At 71.0% G+C, this 16,762-nt stretch carries 16 protein-coding genes; 8 read left to right on the top strand and 8 right to left on the bottom strand.

Annotation, left to right across the window (positions count from 1 at the left end):
- Positions 1-191: 191 nt before the first annotated feature.
- The 8 genes from ABZ371_RS15770 to ABZ371_RS15735 all read right to left on the bottom strand — a co-directional run bounded on the left by ABZ371_RS15770 (position 192) and on the right by ABZ371_RS15735 (position 9,987).
- Positions 192-1,649, bottom strand: coding sequence for a catalase (locus tag ABZ371_RS15770; RefSeq protein ID WP_358679078.1), 1,458 nt, complete (start codon positions 1,647-1,649; stop codon positions 192-194).
- A 182-nt stretch (positions 1,650-1,831) separates the two neighbouring features.
- On the bottom strand, positions 1,832-2,725 hold the full coding sequence (locus ABZ371_RS15765) for a 2-hydroxy-3-oxopropionate reductase (RefSeq protein ID WP_358679075.1): 894 nt from the start codon (positions 2,723-2,725) through the stop codon (positions 1,832-1,834).
- 47 nt (positions 2,726-2,772) lie between these two features.
- A complete protein-coding gene (locus tag ABZ371_RS15760) occupies positions 2,773-3,615 on the bottom strand; it encodes a TIM barrel protein (protein WP_358679072.1) in 843 nt (280 codons plus the stop codon).
- Positions 3,616-3,771: 156 nt separating this feature from the next.
- Complete coding sequence (locus ABZ371_RS15755; protein WP_358679069.1) at positions 3,772-5,211, bottom strand: cellulose binding domain-containing protein; 1,440 nt, start codon at positions 5,209-5,211, stop codon at positions 3,772-3,774.
- Between the two features lie 34 nt (positions 5,212-5,245).
- Complete coding sequence (locus ABZ371_RS15750) at positions 5,246-6,808, bottom strand: beta-N-acetylhexosaminidase (RefSeq protein ID WP_358679066.1); 1,563 nt, start codon at positions 6,806-6,808, stop codon at positions 5,246-5,248.
- Positions 6,809-6,882: 74 nt separating this feature from the next.
- Positions 6,883-7,722 (bottom strand): carbohydrate ABC transporter permease, encoded by an 840-nt coding sequence (locus ABZ371_RS15745; RefSeq protein ID WP_358679063.1) that lies wholly within the window; start codon positions 7,720-7,722, stop codon positions 6,883-6,885.
- Entirely contained in the window at positions 7,719-8,651 is a 933-nt protein-coding gene (locus ABZ371_RS15740) for a sugar ABC transporter permease (protein WP_358679060.1), read from the bottom strand. The genes ABZ371_RS15745 and ABZ371_RS15740 overlap by 4 nt, the downstream gene beginning before the upstream one ends.
- A gap of 70 nt (positions 8,652-8,721) precedes the next feature.
- Positions 8,722-9,987 (bottom strand): extracellular solute-binding protein, encoded by a 1,266-nt coding sequence (locus ABZ371_RS15735; protein ID WP_358679057.1) that lies wholly within the window; start codon positions 9,985-9,987, stop codon positions 8,722-8,724.
- 247 nt (positions 9,988-10,234) lie between these two features.
- On the opposite strand from ABZ371_RS15735, the gene ABZ371_RS15730 reads away from it, so the two are divergent.
- From ABZ371_RS15730 to ABZ371_RS15695, 8 genes are all read left to right on the top strand, one after another.
- Positions 10,235-11,077: a GntR family transcriptional regulator gene (locus ABZ371_RS15730; protein ID WP_358679054.1), complete on the top strand. Its 843-nt coding sequence runs from the start codon at positions 10,235-10,237 to the stop codon at positions 11,075-11,077.
- Positions 11,078-11,225: 148 nt separating this feature from the next.
- Positions 11,226-11,477, top strand: a complete 252-nt coding sequence (locus ABZ371_RS15725) for a hypothetical protein (protein ID WP_358679052.1) — start codon at positions 11,226-11,228, stop codon at positions 11,475-11,477.
- A complete protein-coding gene (locus ABZ371_RS15720; RefSeq protein ID WP_358679049.1) occupies positions 11,474-11,851 on the top strand; it encodes a helix-turn-helix domain-containing protein in 378 nt (125 codons plus the stop codon). Before ABZ371_RS15725 ends, ABZ371_RS15720 begins: the two co-directional genes overlap by 4 nt.
- Positions 11,852-12,006: 155 nt before the next feature.
- Entirely contained in the window at positions 12,007-12,513 is a 507-nt protein-coding gene (gene uraD / locus ABZ371_RS15715; protein WP_358679046.1) for a 2-oxo-4-hydroxy-4-carboxy-5-ureidoimidazoline decarboxylase, read from the top strand.
- A 40-nt stretch (positions 12,514-12,553) separates the two neighbouring features.
- Positions 12,554-12,946 (top strand): hydroxyisourate hydrolase, encoded by a 393-nt coding sequence (gene uraH, locus ABZ371_RS15710; RefSeq protein ID WP_358679043.1) that lies wholly within the window; start codon positions 12,554-12,556, stop codon positions 12,944-12,946.
- Positions 12,947-12,952: 6 nt separating this feature from the next.
- Positions 12,953-13,876, top strand: a complete 924-nt coding sequence (gene pucL, locus ABZ371_RS15705) for a factor-independent urate hydroxylase (RefSeq protein ID WP_358679040.1) — start codon at positions 12,953-12,955, stop codon at positions 13,874-13,876.
- Between the two features lie 64 nt (positions 13,877-13,940).
- Entirely contained in the window at positions 13,941-15,341 is a 1,401-nt protein-coding gene (locus tag ABZ371_RS15700) for a nucleobase:cation symporter-2 family protein (RefSeq protein ID WP_358679037.1), read from the top strand.
- A 45-nt stretch (positions 15,342-15,386) separates the two neighbouring features.
- Positions 15,387-16,762 (top strand): 8-oxoguanine deaminase (locus ABZ371_RS15695; protein ID WP_358679034.1); only part of this gene is annotated, 1,376 nt, incomplete at its 3' end.

Genomic DNA, 16,762 nt, shown 5'->3' with positions numbered 1-16,762 from the left:
TGTGATCCGTTCACGGCGACCGCGACGGCGGCGAACGGGCTGCCGGGGCCCGGCTCCTTCACGTCTGGAGCCGGGCCACCGGGCCCTTCGCCACCGCACTGGCGTCGTCCGCCGCCGCGGTCCCGTCCTGCCGGTGCCACGCCGCACCCCTCATCCGGGTGCGCGGCACGGGCAGGGTCCGGGGGGAGGGCTCAGTCCTCGCGCAGGGCGCGGACGGCCTCCTCGACGCGCTTGCCGTACTCGGCGTCGGCGGCGTGGAAGTGGGCGAGGTTCTTCTCGATCACGTCGTCGCGGGTGACCTGCGAGAGGCCTCCGGCGATGTTGGCGATCAGGCGGCCCTTCTCCTCGTCCGACATGAGCCGGTAGAGCTCACCCGCCTGGAAGAAGTCGTCGTCCTTCGTGTGCAGGGGCGCCTCGTGCGTGCCGGTCCAGCCGCTCACCGCGAGCGGGGAGGCCAGGGGCAGACCGGTCTGCGCGGGGCCCGCGTAGGAGTTGGGCTCGTAGTTCTTGTCCTGGCGCGAGCCGTAGCGGGTCGCGTGCAGGCCGTCGCGGCCGTAGTTGTCGACCGTGGCCGCCTTCGGCGCGTTGACCGGCAGCTGCGTGTGGTTGATGCCCAGCCGGTAGCGCTGCGCGTCGGCGTACGCGAACAGCCGTCCCTGGAGCATCTTGTCCGGGGAGGGCCCGATGCCGGGCACGAAGTTGTTGGGCGAGAACGCCGCCTGCTCGACCTCGGCGAAGACGTTGTCCGGGTTGCGGTCCAGCACCAGGCGGCCGACGCGCTGGAGGGGGTAGTCGCCGTGCGGCCACACCTTCGTCACGTCGAACGGGTTGAAGCGGTAGTCCGCCGCCTCCGCGGCTGGCATGACCTGCACGTACAACGTCCACGACGGGTTGACGCCCCGCTCGATGGCCTGGAGCAGGTCCGTCTGGTGGGAGCTGGCGTCCTGGCCCACGAGCTCCGCGGCCTGCTCGGCGGACAGGGAGCGCACGCCCTGGTTGGTCTTGAAGTGGTACTTGACGAAGAAGGCCTCGCCCTCGGCGTTCGTCCACTGGTAGGTGTGCGAGCCGAAGCCGTTCATGTGCCGGTACGAGGCGGGGATGCCCCGGTCGCCCATCAGCCAGGTGATCTGGTGGGTCGCCTCGGGGGAGTTCGCCCAGAAGTCCCAGACGTTGTCCGGCTCCTGACGGCCCGTGAAGGGGTCGCGCTTCTGCGAGTGGATGAAGTCGGGGAACTTGACGGGGTCCTTGATGAAGAACACCGGGGTGTTGTTGCCGACGAGGTCGTAGTTGCCCTCGTTCGTGTAGAACTTGAGGGCGAAGCCGCGGGGGTCGCGCACGGCGTCGGCGCCGCCGAGGGAGTCGGCGACCGTCGAGAAGCGGATGAACGTCTCGGTGCGGCGGCCGACCTCGGACAGGAAGTCGGCGCGGGTGAAGCCGGTGACGTCGTCCGTCACCTCGAAGTAGCCGTACGCGCCGGAGCCGCGGGCGTGGACGACGCGCTCCGGGATGCGCTCACGGTTGAAGCGGGCGAGCTTCTCCAGCAGGTGCTGGTCCTGGAGGAGGAGCGGTCCGCCGGCGCCGGCCGTGGCGGAGTTCTGGTTGTCGGCGACCGGGGCGCCTGACTCGGTCGTGAGCACACGCTGGGACATGGGGACCTTCCGTACGGTGGCTGCTGACGGCCTCAGGAGCGTAGGTTCGCCGGGAACATGACGTCAACAGTTTGTTGAATATGGAGGAGATGGTTCCGGGCCGCGGTGACGCCTGGGCGCGACAGGACAGGTGTCAGCGCCACCACGACCCGGAGTTCGGGGGGCCCGCGGGGGGCCGGGGGTCAGACCTGGGAGCCGGAGAGCCGCTCGACCGAGCGCAGCAGTGCCGAGTGGTCCAGGCCGCCGTCGCCCTGGGCGCGCAGCGAGGCGACCAGCTGGGCCACGACCGCGCCGACGGGCAGCGCGGCCCCCACGTTGCGGGCGGCGTCCGTCACGATGCCCATGTCCTTGTGGTGCAGGTCGATGCGGAAGCCGGGGGCGAAGTCCCGCTGGAGGAAGTTGTCCTTCTTGCGGGTCAGGACCGTCGACCCGGCGAGGCCGCCGTTGAGCACGTCGAGGGCGGCGGCCAGGTCGACGCCGGACTTCTCCAGGAAGACCACGGCCTCGGCGCAGGCCTGGATGTTGACGGCCACGATCAGCTGGTTGGCGGCCTTCACCGTCTGCCCGGAGCCGTGCGGGCCGCAGAGGACGATGGTCTTGCCCAGCGCCTCCAGGAGGGGGAGCGCGGCGTCGAAGTCGCGTCGCTCGCCGCCGACCATGATGGACAGCACGGCCTCGATCGCCCCGGCCTCGCCACCGGAGACCGGGGCGTCCAGCACGCGGATGCCCCTCTCCTCGGCGTTCTTCGCCAGGTCGACGGACGTCTGCGGGGTGATCGAGGACATGTCGATCAGCAGCGTGCCCCGGCGGGCGTTCTCCAGGATGCCGTCGGGTCCGTAGGCGACGGCCTCGACCTGCGGGGAGGCGGGGACCATGGTGATCACGACGTCGGCGTCGCGCACCGCCTCGGCGATCGAGGCGGCACCCTTGCCGCCGGCCGCGACCAGCCGGTCGACCTTGTCCTGCTCCAGCGTGTGACCGGTGACGTCGTAACCGGCCTTGACCAGGTTCTCCGACATGGGCGAGCCCATGATGCCGAGACCGATCCAGGCGACCTTGGGGAGGTTGCTGCTCATGAGGGGATGCCTTCCGGGTGTGCGTGTGTACGAGGGGAGGCGGCGTCTCAGCGCGCCGCGGCGCGGTCCTCGGCTGGGAGCCAGGCGAAGGAGTCGGCGCTCGGCCGGTCGCCCGGCTTGTACTCCAGGCCGACCCAGCCCGCGTATCCGGCCTGGGCCAGTTCGTCGAGGAGCCGTTCCAGCGGGAGCGAACCGGTGCCGGGCGCGCCGCGGCCGGGGTTGTCGGCGATCTGGACGTGGCCGGTCTTCGCGGCGTACGTCTTGATCACCTGGCCGAGGTCCTCGCCGTTCATCGACAGGTGGTACAGGTCCAGCAGGAACGCGGCGTTGCCCAGCCCGGTCGCCTCGTTGACCCGGTCGACGACCTCGATTCCCGCCGGTGCGCTGACCAGGGGGTAGAGGGGCGACTCCGGCTTGTTGAGGGTCTCGATCAGGAGCGTCGCCCCGATCCGGTCGGCCGCGCGGGCCGCCAGGACGAGGTTCTCCAGGGCGAGTTCGTCCTGCTCCGCCGGGTCCACGCCTTCGACGCGGTTGCCGTAGAGGGCGTTGAGCGCCGTGCAGCCGACCGAGGCGGCGAAGCCGGCCGCCACGTCCACGTTGGCGCGGAAGCGGTCCGACTCCTCGCCCGGCAGGGAGAGGGCGCCGCGGTCGGGGCCGGGAAGCTGCCCCGCGTAGAAGTTCAGCCCCACCAGCTGGGTGCCCGCGTCGTCGAGCGCCTTCTTCAGGGCGTCGAGCTCGGCCTGCGCGGGGGTGGGGGTCCCGGTCCAGGGCCACCAGAGCTCGACCGCGGTGAAGCCCGCGGCGGCGGCCGCCGCGGGGCGCTCCAGAAGCGGGAGTTCGGTGAAGAGGATCGAGAGGTTCACATCGAAGCGCTGGTCCGAGTAACCCATAGTGCGCTCCTTCCGTATTGCGGAAGTTACTTTCTGCGTGATGGAAGATTGCCTGGCGGGTGGCTGAGCTGTCAAGAGGGGACCCGGGTTCCGGACACGCGGAAGCGGGGTGGAGGCGTGCCGCGCCTCCACCCCGTCCTGGTGAAACCTCGCAGGTCAGGGGGCCGGTACCGTGTCCCGGAAGGTCGTGCCGGCCGCCCGGTATCCGCTCACCAGCGCCGACACCTGCGCCGGGGAGAGGACCCGGTCCTTCACGTGCAGGACGTAGTCCACCTGCTGGTCGTACGAGCGCGGAGTGGTGCTGCTCTGCCCGGCCAGGTCGATCAGCCACTGGTTGAAGTTGATCGACATCGGCCGCTCCGGGAGGTAGGCCGCCCCGTGCGTGCCGAAGTGCGCGCCGTCGACGTAGTACGTGATCGCCGAGCCGTCGACGGTCACCACCAGGTCATGCCATCCGGCGTAGCTCCGCCGCGCCTCGCTGTGCTGGTTGACGGCCTCCCACGGGTCGGGGCGGTAGGTCTCCCACGAGGTCGTGTAGAGGATGGCGGCCGGCTCGCCCCAGCCGCCGTTGGGCAGGTACTCGAAGTCGTACTCGGCGTAGTCGTCCGCCATCGGCGCCTTGAGGTCGTTGATGGTGAAGAAGGTCTGGACGAGGTGGTCGCCGTCCGGGCCCGAGCGCGGGGCGTCGCTGAACTTCACGCGGGCCGCGTAGGTGCCGTCGCGGAACTTCACGGACTTCGTGAGGATCTCCGTCTGCTCCGTCGATGCGCCCGTACCGGCGGTCGAGGTCTCCAGGTTCATCACCGAGTTGCCGCTCTGGCTGCTGAAGGTGACGTTCTCCGGTGCCCACACGGCCCCCGGCACGCCGGGGCCGCCGGAGTTGGACCGGACGCTCCAGCCGTTCGCCGCGATCCTCGGGTCCGCGTGCCCCGAGTAGTCGAAGTCGTCGAACAGCGTGGGCCCGTCGGCGGGCGGGTCGGTGGGAGGGTCGGTCGGATCCGTCGGGTCGGTCGGACCGCCCCCTCCGGGGGCCTCGCCCCAGACGGTGACGCCGCCCACCTGGGCGGTGACCCGCGGCCAGTCGCCGTACGTGCTCCGCTCGGCACCGAAGGAGTAGTCGTCGCTCTGCCCGAGCGGCTGCCAGTCCGAGCGGTGGAAGCGCAACTGCATGTCCCCGGTGTCCGCGCCGGGAGCCAGGGAACCCGCGCCGGCGGTGAAGGCGATCTCCAGGTAGCGGTCCGCGGTGGCGGTCGGGTGCGGCGGCGTCCCGAAGGTGCCCGTGATGTTCGCGCAGCCCCTCACCGCCCACGAACAGGCGAAACGGTAACCGGCCGACACCGAGTCGGCCTTGAAGTAGTACCGCACCTTGACTCCCGAGAGCGGCACGCCCGTACTCCCCGTGTTGCGCACCTTCAGCCACGGCTCGCTCTGGTCCGCCGTCGCTCCCGACGCGCTCGTCCGGTACTGGACGACGAGTCCGCCGGCCGCCGCGGCGCCGGCGGTCGAGGGAAGGGCGGCGAGGGCCGTGCAGCCCAGGGCCAGGGTGACGGCGGCGGCCGCCACCGGGCGGATTCGGCTCCTGCGGAATGTCCTCATGGCGTTGTTCCTCTCCGGAACGGTGGGGGATGGGCTACCGAGGGGTCGGCGCTGTACCTGCGGCCGCGGTCGTCAGGGACCGCGGGGTCAGAGGCCGGTAGGGGACGCCGAGGGCGTCCAGCCGGGCCGTGTGGTGGCGCAGCCGCTCGACGAATCCGGCCCAGTCGCCGGGCCCGCCGGACCAGGCGCGGTCCGCCAGGGCGCACAGCCGGGGATAGGTGAGGTACTCGATCCGGTCCGGTGTCCTCACGTACTCGGTCCACAACTGCGCCTGGGTCCCGAGGACACGGGACGCCTCCGCCGGCTCCCAGTCGTGCGGCACCGGCTCGTTGGCGTGGACGGCGTGCAGGGGCACGGGGGCGCCCGGCTGGGCCGCGGGCTCCCGCGGATCCGTGGACTGGGCGTAGTCGAGGTAGGTGGCCCGGTGGTGCGCCGTCACCACCTGGTGCCCCCGCCGGGCCGCGGTCCGGGCGTGGGCCGGGTCGCGCCAGGCCATGACCGTGAACTCGGGGGGCAGTTCGCTGCCGGACTCCGCCCACCCGGTGGGCCGGCGGCCGTGCTCGACCAGGAAGGAGCCGATGCGGCCCATGAACCAGCCGTGCAGGGCGTGGGGTCCCGCCAGCCCCTCGGCCGCCGCGCGCGCCCGGGCCGCGGGGCTGGCCTCCCACTCCGTGGTCGGGCACTCCTCGCCCCCGATGTGGACGTACGGCGAGGGGAAGACGTCCATGACCTCCTCCAGCACCGTCCGGCAGAAGTCGAACACCTCCTCGTGGACCCCCAGCACGGTGTCGCAGACGCCCCACCTGGTCCACACGTCGAGCGGCCGCCCGGGGTGGTTGCCCAGGTGCGGGTAGGCCGCGAGGGCCGCGCGCACATGGCCGGGCATCTCGATCTCGGGTACGACGCTCACCCCCCGATCCCGCGCGTGGCGGACCAGGTCACGCAGCTCCGCCTTCGTGTACGCCCCGGCGTGCGGCACCCCGTCGGCCAGGGACTGGGCGCGGCGCCCGCCCACCGACGTCAGCCGGGGGAAGGCGTCGACCGGCATGCGCCAGCCCTGGTCGTCGGTGAGGTGCAGGTGCAGGACGTTGAGCTTGTGCAGCGCCATCAGGTCCACGTACCGGCGCAGGTAGGAGACGGGCTGGAAGTGCCGGGCGACGTCGAGCATCGCGCCGCGCCAGGGGAAGCGCGGCACGTCGCTGATCTCTACGCACGGCAACTCCCACGTCGTGCGCGGCGCCCCGCCGGACAGGGCCTCGGGCGGCAGCAGTTGCCGGATCGTCTGGACGCCCCGGAGCAGCCCGTCCGGGCGGGCCGCGCGCAGCATGAGCGCCTGCGGCCCGACGGTGAGGCCGTACCCCTCCTCGCCCAGCCCGCCGAGCTGAGGGTCGAGGGCCAGGACGACCCGGCCGTCGGCCGACGGGGGCAGGGGCAGTCCGGTCGTCGGCCCGAGGAGGGTCCGCAGCAGGTCCGCGGCCCCCTCCGCACCGGGCAGGGCGCGCACGGCGGTGTCCCGCGTCAGGACGAGGCGGCCGGGGCGCGGGGAGACCTTGCCGGGGCGGGGGAGAAGGGAGAGTTCGGGGCGTGGTGCGGGCACGGGGGCCTCCGGATTCGTGTCTCTCGGGGCGGTTCGCGGGGCGGCCGCGGTCGGCCGGGCCTGTGCGGGTGGGGTCAGCCCTTCACCGCGCCGGCTGCGAAGCCGGAGGTCACGTGGCGCTGGAGCAGCAGGAAGATCACGAGCGCGGGCAGGGCGAAGAGCGTCGAGGCGGCCATGGTGGCGCCCCAGTCGGTGCCGAAGGTGTTCTGGAAGGAGGAGAGCCAGACCGGCAGGGTCCGGTTGTCCTGCTGCTTGATGATCAGGAAGTTGGCGTAGGCGAACTCGTTCCACGCGGTGATGAACCCGAAGAGCGAGGTCGCCATCAGGCCGGGGGCGAGGAGCGGCAGTGCCACCCGCCTGAAGGCCCCCGTCCGGGTGCAGCCGTCGACCTGTGCGGCCTCCTCCAGTTCGGGTGGGATCGTGGCGAGGAAGCCCCGCAGCACCACGATCGTGAACGGCAGCGTGATCATGAAGTAGACGAGGGTCAGCGTGGGCAGCCGGTCGAGCATGCCGGTGTCGCGGGAGATGATGTAGATCGGGATGATCAGTGATTCCCAGGGCGCCATCTGGGCGACGAAGACGAGCAGCATGAACTGCCGCCGCCCCTTCCACCGCAGCCGCGCCACGGCGAAGGAAGCGCCGAGGGCCACGGCGAGCGAGAGCAGCACGGCGCCCAGCGTCACCAGGACGCTGTTGCGCCAGAACAGTTCGAAGCCGTCGGCCTGCACGGCCCGGCGGAAGTGGTCCAGCGTCCAGGTGGAGGGCACGAGCCTGGGTTCGGCGGACCGGATGTCCCGGGACGGCTTGAAGGCGGTGGAGACCATCCAGTACACCGGGAACAGGCAGACCACGACGGTCACGACGGCGGCGGCGTTCAGCGGGACGCGCCGGACGCGGGAACGGGGCGGGGTCATCGCTGGTCGTCCTCCTGACGGAACATCTGGCGGAAGTGGAGGACGAGCACCCCCGACATCAGCACCACGGTGATCATCGAGGCGGCGGAGCCCAGGTCGTAGCGCTGGCTGGAGAGCGCCGTCTGGACCGCGTACACGGGCAGGATCGTGGTGGCGTCACCGGGCCCGCCCCGGGTCATCACCCAGATCTGGACGAACGCCTTGAACGTCCAGATCACCTCCAGCGACAGCACGAGCATGAAGATCGGCCGGAGCATCGGGAAGGTGACCGAGCGGAACACCCGGGAGCCGGACGCGCCGTCCAGGCGGGCCGACTCGTACAGCTCGACGGGCACGGTCGTCAGGGCGGAGTACAGGGTGACCGCGGCGAACGGCACGGACTGCCAGACGATCAGCAGGACGAGGATCGCGAAGGACGCCGTGCCGTGCGCGAACCACGGGTAGTGCTCGAAGGACGTGAGGCCCGGCCCGGTCAGAAGCTGGTTGACGATGCCGAACTCGCTGTGGAACAGCCACTGGAACACCGTGGTGGCCGCGACCACGGGCATCGCCCAGGCGAGCACCAGCGAGCAGAGCACGGCGGTGCGGCCGGCCCGGCCCAGGCGTTCCGTCATCAGCGCGACGAGGGTGGAGATGACGAGGATGAGCACGACGTTGACGGCCATGAAGACGAAGGTGCGGCCGGTGACCTCCCAGAAGCGCGGGTCGGACAGCAGGGTGCGGTAGTTGCGCAGACCCACGAACTCGGCGTCCCCGCTGATCAGCTGGCGGAGCCGGAAGTCCTGGAGTGAGATCACCACGGCCCGCACCAGGGGGTACACGAGCAGGTAGAGCATGCCGCCGATCGCGGGTGCGATCAGGACGTACGGCCAGAGGCCGTTCGGGGGCCGTACGGACCGTTCCTCAGGTGCCTTCGGGGGACGGTGCACGCGTGGCGCGGGCCTTTCGCGGACAGCCGGCACGGCGGGCCTCCTCTCGGTGGGGACGGACGGACCGGGGTCAGGAGCCGGAGTTCATCGCCCGCGTGATGTCGGCGGAGGCATCGGCCGCCTCTTCGGCCGCGTCGCCGCCGGTCAGGACGGCGGTCATGTAGTCCTTGACCGGGTTCTCGGCCTCCACCGCCGCCCAGCCCGGGGTGTTGGGCGTCGCGTGGCCGTTCGCCGCGCCGACGGCCATCGCCGAGGCGCCGGGGTCGTCCGCCACGGCGGAGGCGAGCGTGGTCCGGTTGGGCACGTAGCTCATGGCCACCGCGAGCTTCCTCTGCCAGACGTCGCCCGTGAGCTCCTTGATGAACGTCACCGCCGCGTCGGGGTGGCCGGCCGCGGCGGGGACGACCAGGTCGGAGCCGCCGGTGAACACCGCGCCCGGGGTGCCGGCCGTCTTGCCGGGGATCGGGAAGAAGCCGAGCCGGCCCTTCAGCGCGGGGTTGTTCTCGGTGATCACGTTGGCGCCGCCAGGGGTGGAGACGATCTGGGCCACCTGGCCCTGGGCCATCACCTCGGCCTGCGGCGGATCGTCCTCGTCGGAGTCCTTCGGGCCCTTGCCTAGCGCCTGGAGCCGGGCGTAGAAGGCCATGCCGCGCATCGCCTCGGGCGTGTCCAGTGCCCCTTTCCACCGGCCCCCCGACTCGGTGGCGAAGTCGCCGCCCTCGTCCCAGATGAAGCCGGCGAGCGCGTACCAGAGCTGGCCGGGAAGGTAGATGCCCTGCGTGCCGCCCTTGTTCAGCTTCGTCGTGGCGTCGATCCACGCCTCGCGGGTGGTGATCCGGGCGGCGTCGATCCCCGCCTTCTCGAAGAGGTCCTTGCGGTAGACCACGACCCGGTTGGCGGCGTAGTACGGGATGCCGTACTGCCTGCCCTCGTACGAGCCCGGCTCGGCCAGCCCTTTCAGCCAGTCCTCACCGTTCAGCTCGTCCTTCCGGTCGCTGAGGTCCAGCAGGCCGCCGCTCGCGGCGAACTGCGCCACCTGCGTGTTGCCCGCCTCGATGACGTCCGGGGCGTCGTTGCTGGCCAGGGCGGCGGTGATCTTCTGGCCGATGCCGTCCCACTCCTGGATCTGGACGTGGACGTCGATGTCCGGGTGGGCGGCCTCGAAGCCCGCGGTGAACTCCTTCCGGAACGCGGCCGACACGCTGTCGCGCATCAGCCAGACGTCGACCGTGGTCGCGCCGCCGGCCTCGTCGGCGCCGTTCCCGCCGGCACTGCAGGAACTGAGGGCGGCGGCCGTCATGAGCGCGGACACGCCGGCAAGCAAGCGGTACTTCACGGTTCACCTCAACGGGAGCAGACCTGACCACCTGACCAGTGAAGCCCACTGGGCAGCTCACCTCTTGGTGGTGGATGAAGGTGGCATAGACCAATGGGGCCGTCAACCCCCCCTGCAACAAGGGACTTTGGTGACCTTGTGCCTGCCGACCCCTGTTGTTCCGGCCATCGGTGACTACACTTGCCCTGACCAGTGACCGTCGGTCGCTCAACTGGTAAGGATGAGTGGACCTCCAGAAGGGGCACGGATGAAAGCCGACGTACCGGGGACGGTGCTCAAACGGGAACGGGCCCGCGACGCGGTCCTCGAACTGATGGAGAGCCGCAGCCCCGGGGACGCCATCCCGTCCGAGCGGGCGCTCTGCGCCCTGCTGGGCGTGTCCCGGCCGACCGTCCGCGCCGCCGTCGACGAGCTGGTGGCCGCCGGGCTCCTGGTCCGTGAACACGGGCGGGGGATGTTCGTGGCGCCGGCGAAGATCACCCAGGAGCTGGTCTCCGCGGACCTGGCCCTGAGCGTGCCGCAGGCGGCCGGGGCCTGGTCGAGCCGGCTGCTGGAGTTCACCACCCTTCAGGCCGGCGCCCGGGTCGGCCGCAAGCTGCGGATGTCACCCGCCGAGGAGATCGTGTACGTCGCGCGGCTGCGCCTGGTCGACGGCGCCCCGATGGCGATCGAGCACCTGCACATCAGGGCGTCCCTCGTCCCCGGCCTGTCGGCGCAGGAGCTGGAGGACGGCGACCTCTACGAGCACCTGCGCCACACCCACGGGGTGCACGTCCGCGAGGCGGTCCAGGCCATCGAGCCCACCGTCGTCACCAGGGCGGAGGCGCAGCTCCTGGAGGTCCCGGAACTCTCCCCGGCCCTGCTCTTCGAGCGCCTCACCTCCGACACGGCGGGACTGCCCGTGGAGTACGTCCACTCGCTCTACCGCGGGGACCGCTACCGGATCGTCTCCCGGCTCGCCCTCGGCCCGGCCGCCGCCTCGGCCGGGCTGGTCAGGGACGGCCACCACCCGGGCATCCCGCCCGGGGACTTCGCGCACGGCGACCCGATCACGTCGTCCACCCGGGGGGACATCCAGGCCGGGCCGTGAACCGCTGCCTCCCCGGCGCGTCCTCGCGCGGTGGTGCGCGTGCCGCCACCGCGGGACCCGCTCGGGGCCGCGGTGCCCGGGGGGCCGTGCCTTAAGGTCGGGACCAGCCGTGCGAGCCGACGGACGCGGCGGGACATGAGGAGGCACCGTGCGCCTGAGGGTGGAATTCACCACCGAGCCGTTCGATCTCGACGAGGCGCCCGCCCACGCGGTGGCCGCCCGCGAGGTCATCCAGACCGCCGACCTGGACGCGGTGGACGTGGGCCCCTTCGGCAACACGGCCGAGGGCGAGGCCGGTCAGGTCCTCACGGCGGTGGACTCGCTGCTCCACAGGGCCCTGGCCTCGGGCGCCACCCGGGTCTCCCTCCAGCTCAACGTGATCGGGGAGGACACGCCGTGACCGCACCGGCCGACCACCCCCTCGTCGCGGCCGTGAAGCCGCTCGTCGACGCCATGGGCGCCGAGCTGCTGGATCCGGGGAAGGCCACCGCCGAGGACGTGGTGCTCGCCTGGGAAGGGGCCGACGTCATAGCCGTACGGCTCCCGCAGCTGTCCGAATCGCTCGACCACATCCTGGCCGCGATGCAGCGGCGGCACGGAATGCCACTGGCTGAGCTGGACCGCAAGACCAAGCAGCGGGTGGTCCGCGCTCTGGAGGCACGGGGTGCCTTCTCGGTGCGGCACGGTGTCGAGACCGTGGCCGGTGCCCTCGGGGTCTCCCGGTTCACCGTCTACAACTACCTGAACCGGGACGAAGTCGCCAAAGGTGAGTAGGCGAGCGCAATGCGGGTCAATGCCGTCGTCCGGTAACTGGGGCGGCGGCATTATCTGTTCGCGGAATTTCAACAAACTGTTGACGTGGTGTTGTGAAGGGCGTTAGCTGTCCGCAGCCCGAAAACGCACAGCGGAAAAAAGCCACGGAGGCTCCCGTGACTACGAGCTCCACACCGGGCCTGGCCCGGTTCAACACCCTGCCGGACGACGAGGCCACAGCCGCGCTGCACGAGGTGTGCGCCAGTGCGCGGTGGGGGAGCGGCATCCTCGCTCACCGACCCTACGCCGACGCGGAAACCCTGTTCGCCGCGAGTGACGCCGCCATGGCGGACCTCACCGCGGAGGACCTGGCCGAGGCGATGGCCGGCCACGCGCCGATCGGCCGGCCCAAGCCGGGGGACCCGGACTCCGCCCGTGAACAGCGGGGGATGGCCGGTGCGTCCGAGGAGCTCAGGGCGGAGATGCTCGCACTCAACCTGGCCTACCAGGAGCGGTTCGGGCACGTCTTCCTGATCTGCGCCACCGGAGCCACCGGTGAGCAGATGCGCGACGCGGTGAGAAGCCGGATCGGCAACCCGCCCGAGCGTGAACGCGAGATCGTCCGCACCGAGCTGGGCAAGATCAACCGCATCCGGCTGACCCGCCTCGTGCAGGCCACCTGAGGCCCGTACGGCACTATCGAGAACAAGGAGCGTGACGGTCTTGAGCACCGACACCACCGCCTCGGTGTCCACCCACATCCTGGACACCAGCATCGGCCGTCCCGCCGAAGCCGTCACCGTCTCCCTGGCCGCCCGCAGCGGCGGCGACACGCAGTATGTGACGCTCGGCAGATCCGCGACCGACGCGGACGGGCGCTGCAAAGACCTGCCGGCCCTGCCGGAAGGCACCACCCACGTACGGCTCGTCTTCGAGACCGAGCCGTACTTCACCGCGAAGAAGCAAGCCGAGGCGCAGCAGGACGCCCCCCGCGTAAGGGACAGCGGCGCGTTCTTCCCGGAGGTGGCGATCGCGTTCGCCGTCACCCCGGGCGAGCACTTCCACGTACCGCTGCTGCTCAACCCGTTCGGCTACTCCGTTTACCGAGGGAGCTAGCAGACAATGCCCACGATTCTCGGCCAGAACCAGTACGGCAAAGCAGAGAACCGCGTCGTCAGGATCACGCGGGACGGCGACACCCACCACATCAAGGACCTCAACGTCTCCGTCGCCCTGTCCGGCGACATGGACGACGTCCACTACTCGGGCTCCAACGCCAACGTCCTGCCGACCGACACCACCAAGAACACGGTGTTCGCCTTCGCCAAGGAACACGGCATCGAGTCCGCCGAGCAGTTCGGCATCCACCTGGCCCGGCACTTCGTGAGCTCCCAGGACCCCATCAAGGTGGCCAGGATCCGGATCGAGGAGTACGCCTGGGAGCGCATCGCCACCTCCGACGGCAACTCCAGGTTCATCGGCGCCGACGACGTCAAGCACTCCTTCGTCCGCAAGGGCCAGGAGACGCGCACCACCCAGATCACCTTCGACGGCGAGAAGTGGGAGGTCATCTCCGGCCTCAAGGACCTCACGGTCCTCAACTCCACCAACTCCGAGTTCTGGGGCTACGTCAAGGACAGGTACACGACGCTGAAGGAGGCGTACGACCGCATCCTCGCGACCGACGTCTCCGCCAGGTGGCGGTACAACTGGACCAGCGACGAGGAGCGCATGCCCAACTGGGAGAAGTCCTACGAGCAGGCCCGCCGGCACATGCTCCAGGCGTTCGCCGAGACGTACTCCCTGTCGCTCCAGCAGACCCTGTACCAGATGGGTTCGCGCATCATCAACAGCCGCAGCGAGATCGACGAGATCCGCTTCTCACTGCCGAACAACCACCACTTCCTCGTCGACCTGGAGCCGTTCGGCCTCAAGAACGACAACGAGGTGTACTTCGCGGCCGACCGCCCGTACGGCCTCATCGAGGCGACGGTGCTCCGGGACGGCGTCGAGCCGAAGATCCCGGTCGACATGACCAACCTCTGACGCGGTGCTGAACCGGCCCCCGCCCTTTCGGTGGCGGGGGCCGGTCATCCCGGAGGGAAATCCCATGGCACAGCCTGCAACGGGGCCGGCGAAAGGCCCATGTACCGCACCACCGACCGCTGCCGCCACGGCAGTTCACCCGGTGGACGAAAAGCTCCCGCCCCCGCGGCTCGTCCCCGCCGCACTCCAGCACATCGCCGCCATGTACGCGGGCGTCGTCACCCCTCCGCTCATCATCGGCCAGGCCGTCGGACTCGGTGCCGCCGGCATGACCCGCCTCATCGCGGCGAGCCTCCTGATCGCCGGACTCGCCACCCTCCTGCAGACGCTCGGTGCCGGCCGCTTCGCCGGGAACCGGCTGCCCTTCGTCAACGCGGCCTCGTCCGCGGGCATCGCCCCGATGCTCGCCATCGCCGAGACCAGCGCCGACGGCCACCAACTCCCCGCCATCTACGGTGCGGTGATCGTGGCGGGTGTGTTCTGCCTGGCCGTCGGCCCCTTCTTCGGCCGACTGCTGCGCTTCTTCCCCCCGCTCGTCACCGGCGTCGTGATCACCCTCATCGGGGTCACCCTGATGCCCGTGCCCGTCTCCTGGGCACAGGGCGGTGACGCCACGGCCGCCGACTTCGGGTCCATGAAGTACCTGGGGCTGGCCGCCTTCACCCTCGTCGTCATCCTGCTGATCCAGCGGTTCGGGCGCGGCTTCGTCAAGCAGGTCGCCCTGCTCGCCGGCATGTTCGTCGGCACGCTGGCCGCGATCCCGTTCGGACTCGCCGACTTCTCCGCCCTGGGGTCCGCGCCCGTCGCCGCCCTGCCCACGCCGTTCGCCTTCGGGGCCCCCGAGTTCCAGCCCGCCGCGATCCTCTCGCTCTGCATCGTGATGCTGGTGCTGATGACGGAGTCCTCCGCGAGCATGCTCGCGCTCGGTGAGATCTGCGAACGGCGCACCGACGGGGCCACCATCACCCGCGGGCTGCGCACCGACGGCATCGCCACACTCCTCGGCCCCGTCTTCGGGGGCTTCCCCACCAGCGCCTTCGCGCAGAACGTCGGCGTCGTGTCGCTGACCAGGGTGCGCAGCCGCTACGTGGTGGCGGCCGCGGGCGGTGTGCTGCTGGTGCTGGGCGCCTTCCCCGTGCTCGGCGCCGTCGTCTCCCTCGTGCCGATGCCCGTCCTCGGTGGCGCGGGCATCGTCCTCTTCGGCTCGATCGCGGTGAGCGGCATCCGGACGCTGTCCGAAGCCGGCCTGGACGACAGCTCCAACATCATCCTCGTCGCGGTGGCACTCGGCGCGGGGATCATCCCGCTCGCCGCACCGGCCTTCTACGCAGGGTTCCCCTCCTGGGCGCAGACGGTGCTCGGCTCCGGAATCAGCGCGGGAGCGCTCGTCGCGGTGCTGCTCAACCTGTTCTTCCACCATCTCGGCACCCACGGCCGTAACGCCGTGGTACTCAAATCCTCCTAGGGTCCTGCCGTGCCCGTCCGACCCCCGAACGAAGAAGGAAGCGCCATGGCAGCATCGGCAGACCCGCAGCGCACCGTCATCGAGAACTGCTCCATCGCCACCGTCGACGCCCACGACACCGAGTACGCGTCCGGGCACATCGTCGTGGCGGGCAACCGCATCGAGTCCGTCGGCGCCGGCAAGGCCCCGCAGGGCCTCGCGAACGTCATACGACGTGTCGACGGCACCGGCCACCTCGCGACACCCGGCCTCGTCAACACCCACCACCACTTCTACCAGTGGATCACCCGGGGCCTGGCGACCGACCACAACCTCTTCGACTGGCTGGTCGCCCTGTACCCGACCTGGGCGCGCATCGACGAGCCGATGGCCCGTGCCGCCGCCCAGGGCTCGCTCGCCATGATGGCCCGCGGCGGCGTCACCACCGCGATGGACCACCACTACGTCTACCCGCGGGGCTCCGGCGACCTGTCCGGCGCCATCATCGGCGCCGCCCGCGAGATGGGCGTGCGCTTCACCCTCGCCCGGGGCTCCATGGACCGCAGCGAGAAGGACGGCGGGCTGCCGCCCGACTTCGCCGTCGAGTCGCTGGAGGGGGCGCTCGCCGCCACCGAGGCGACCGTCGACGCCCACCACGACGCCTCCTTCGACGCCATGACGCAGGTCGCCGTCGCACCCTGCTCGCCGTTCTCGGTCTCCACCGAACTGCTGCGGCAGAGCGCCGAACTGGCCCGCCGCCGGGGCGTACGGCTGCACACGCACGGTTCGGAGACCGTCGAGGAGGAACGATTCTGCAAGGAGTTGTTCGGGATGGGCCCGACCGACTACTTCGAGTCGACCGGCTGGCTCGGCGACGACGTGTGGATGGCGCACTGCGTCCACATGAACGACTCCGACATCGCCGCCTTCGCCCGCACCGGCACCGGAGTCGCGCACTGCCCGTCCTCCAACGCCCGCCTCGCCGCCGGCATCGCCCGGGTCCCCGACATGCTCGCCGCCGGCGTGCCGGTCGGGCTCGGTGTCGACGGCACCGCGTCCAACGAGTCCGGCGAACTCCACACCGAGCTGCGCAACGCCCTCCTCATCAACCGCCTCGGCGCCCGCCGTGAGAAGGCACTCGACGCACGCCAGGCCCTGCGCCTGGGTACGTACGGCGGTGCCCAGGTCCTGGGCCGCGCCGGCCAGATCGGCTCCCTCGAGGCGGGCAAGCTCGCCGACCTCGTCCTGTGGAAGCTGGACACCCTCGCCCACGCCTCCATCGCCGACCCGGTGACCGCGCTCGTCTTCGGCGCCGCGGCCCCCGTGACCCTCTCCCTCGTCGACGGCAGGCCCGTCGTCGAGGGCAACCACCTGACCACGGTGGACGAGGACGCCATCGCCCGCGCGACCCGCGACGAGGCACGGCGTCTGGCGCAGATCGC

Origin of the sequence: Streptomyces sp. NPDC005899, from assembly GCF_040629645.1 — a bacterium.
GTDB lineage: Bacteria > Actinomycetota > Actinomycetes > Streptomycetales > Streptomycetaceae > Streptomyces.
The sequence above is the reverse complement of the archived record's forward strand: the minus strand, read 5'-3'. Positions and strand labels throughout refer to the sequence as shown.

Excerpts from the sequence above, each read along its gene's own strand:
- ABZ371_RS15745 (WP_358679063.1), bottom strand. The coding sequence starts at position 7,722 with ATGACCCCGCCCCGTTCCCGCGTCCGGCGCGTCCCGCTGAACGCCGCC.
- ABZ371_RS15770 (WP_358679078.1), bottom strand. The coding sequence starts at position 1,649 with ATGTCCCAGCGTGTGCTCACGACCGAGTCAGGCGCCCCGGTCGCCGAC.
- ABZ371_RS15760 (WP_358679072.1), bottom strand. The coding sequence starts at position 3,615 with ATGGGTTACTCGGACCAGCGCTTCGATGTGAACCTCTCGATCCTCTTC.
- ABZ371_RS15700 (WP_358679037.1), top strand. The coding sequence starts at position 13,941 with ATGGCACAGCCTGCAACGGGGCCGGCGAAAGGCCCATGTACCGCACCA.
- pucL (WP_358679040.1), top strand. The coding sequence starts at position 12,953 with ATGCCCACGATTCTCGGCCAGAACCAGTACGGCAAAGCAGAGAACCGC.
- ABZ371_RS15765 (WP_358679075.1), bottom strand. The coding sequence starts at position 2,725 with ATGAGCAGCAACCTCCCCAAGGTCGCCTGGATCGGTCTCGGCATCATG.
- ABZ371_RS15730 (WP_358679054.1), top strand. The coding sequence starts at position 10,235 with ATGAAAGCCGACGTACCGGGGACGGTGCTCAAACGGGAACGGGCCCGC.
- ABZ371_RS15755 (WP_358679069.1), bottom strand. The coding sequence starts at position 5,211 with ATGAGGACATTCCGCAGGAGCCGAATCCGCCCGGTGGCGGCCGCCGCC.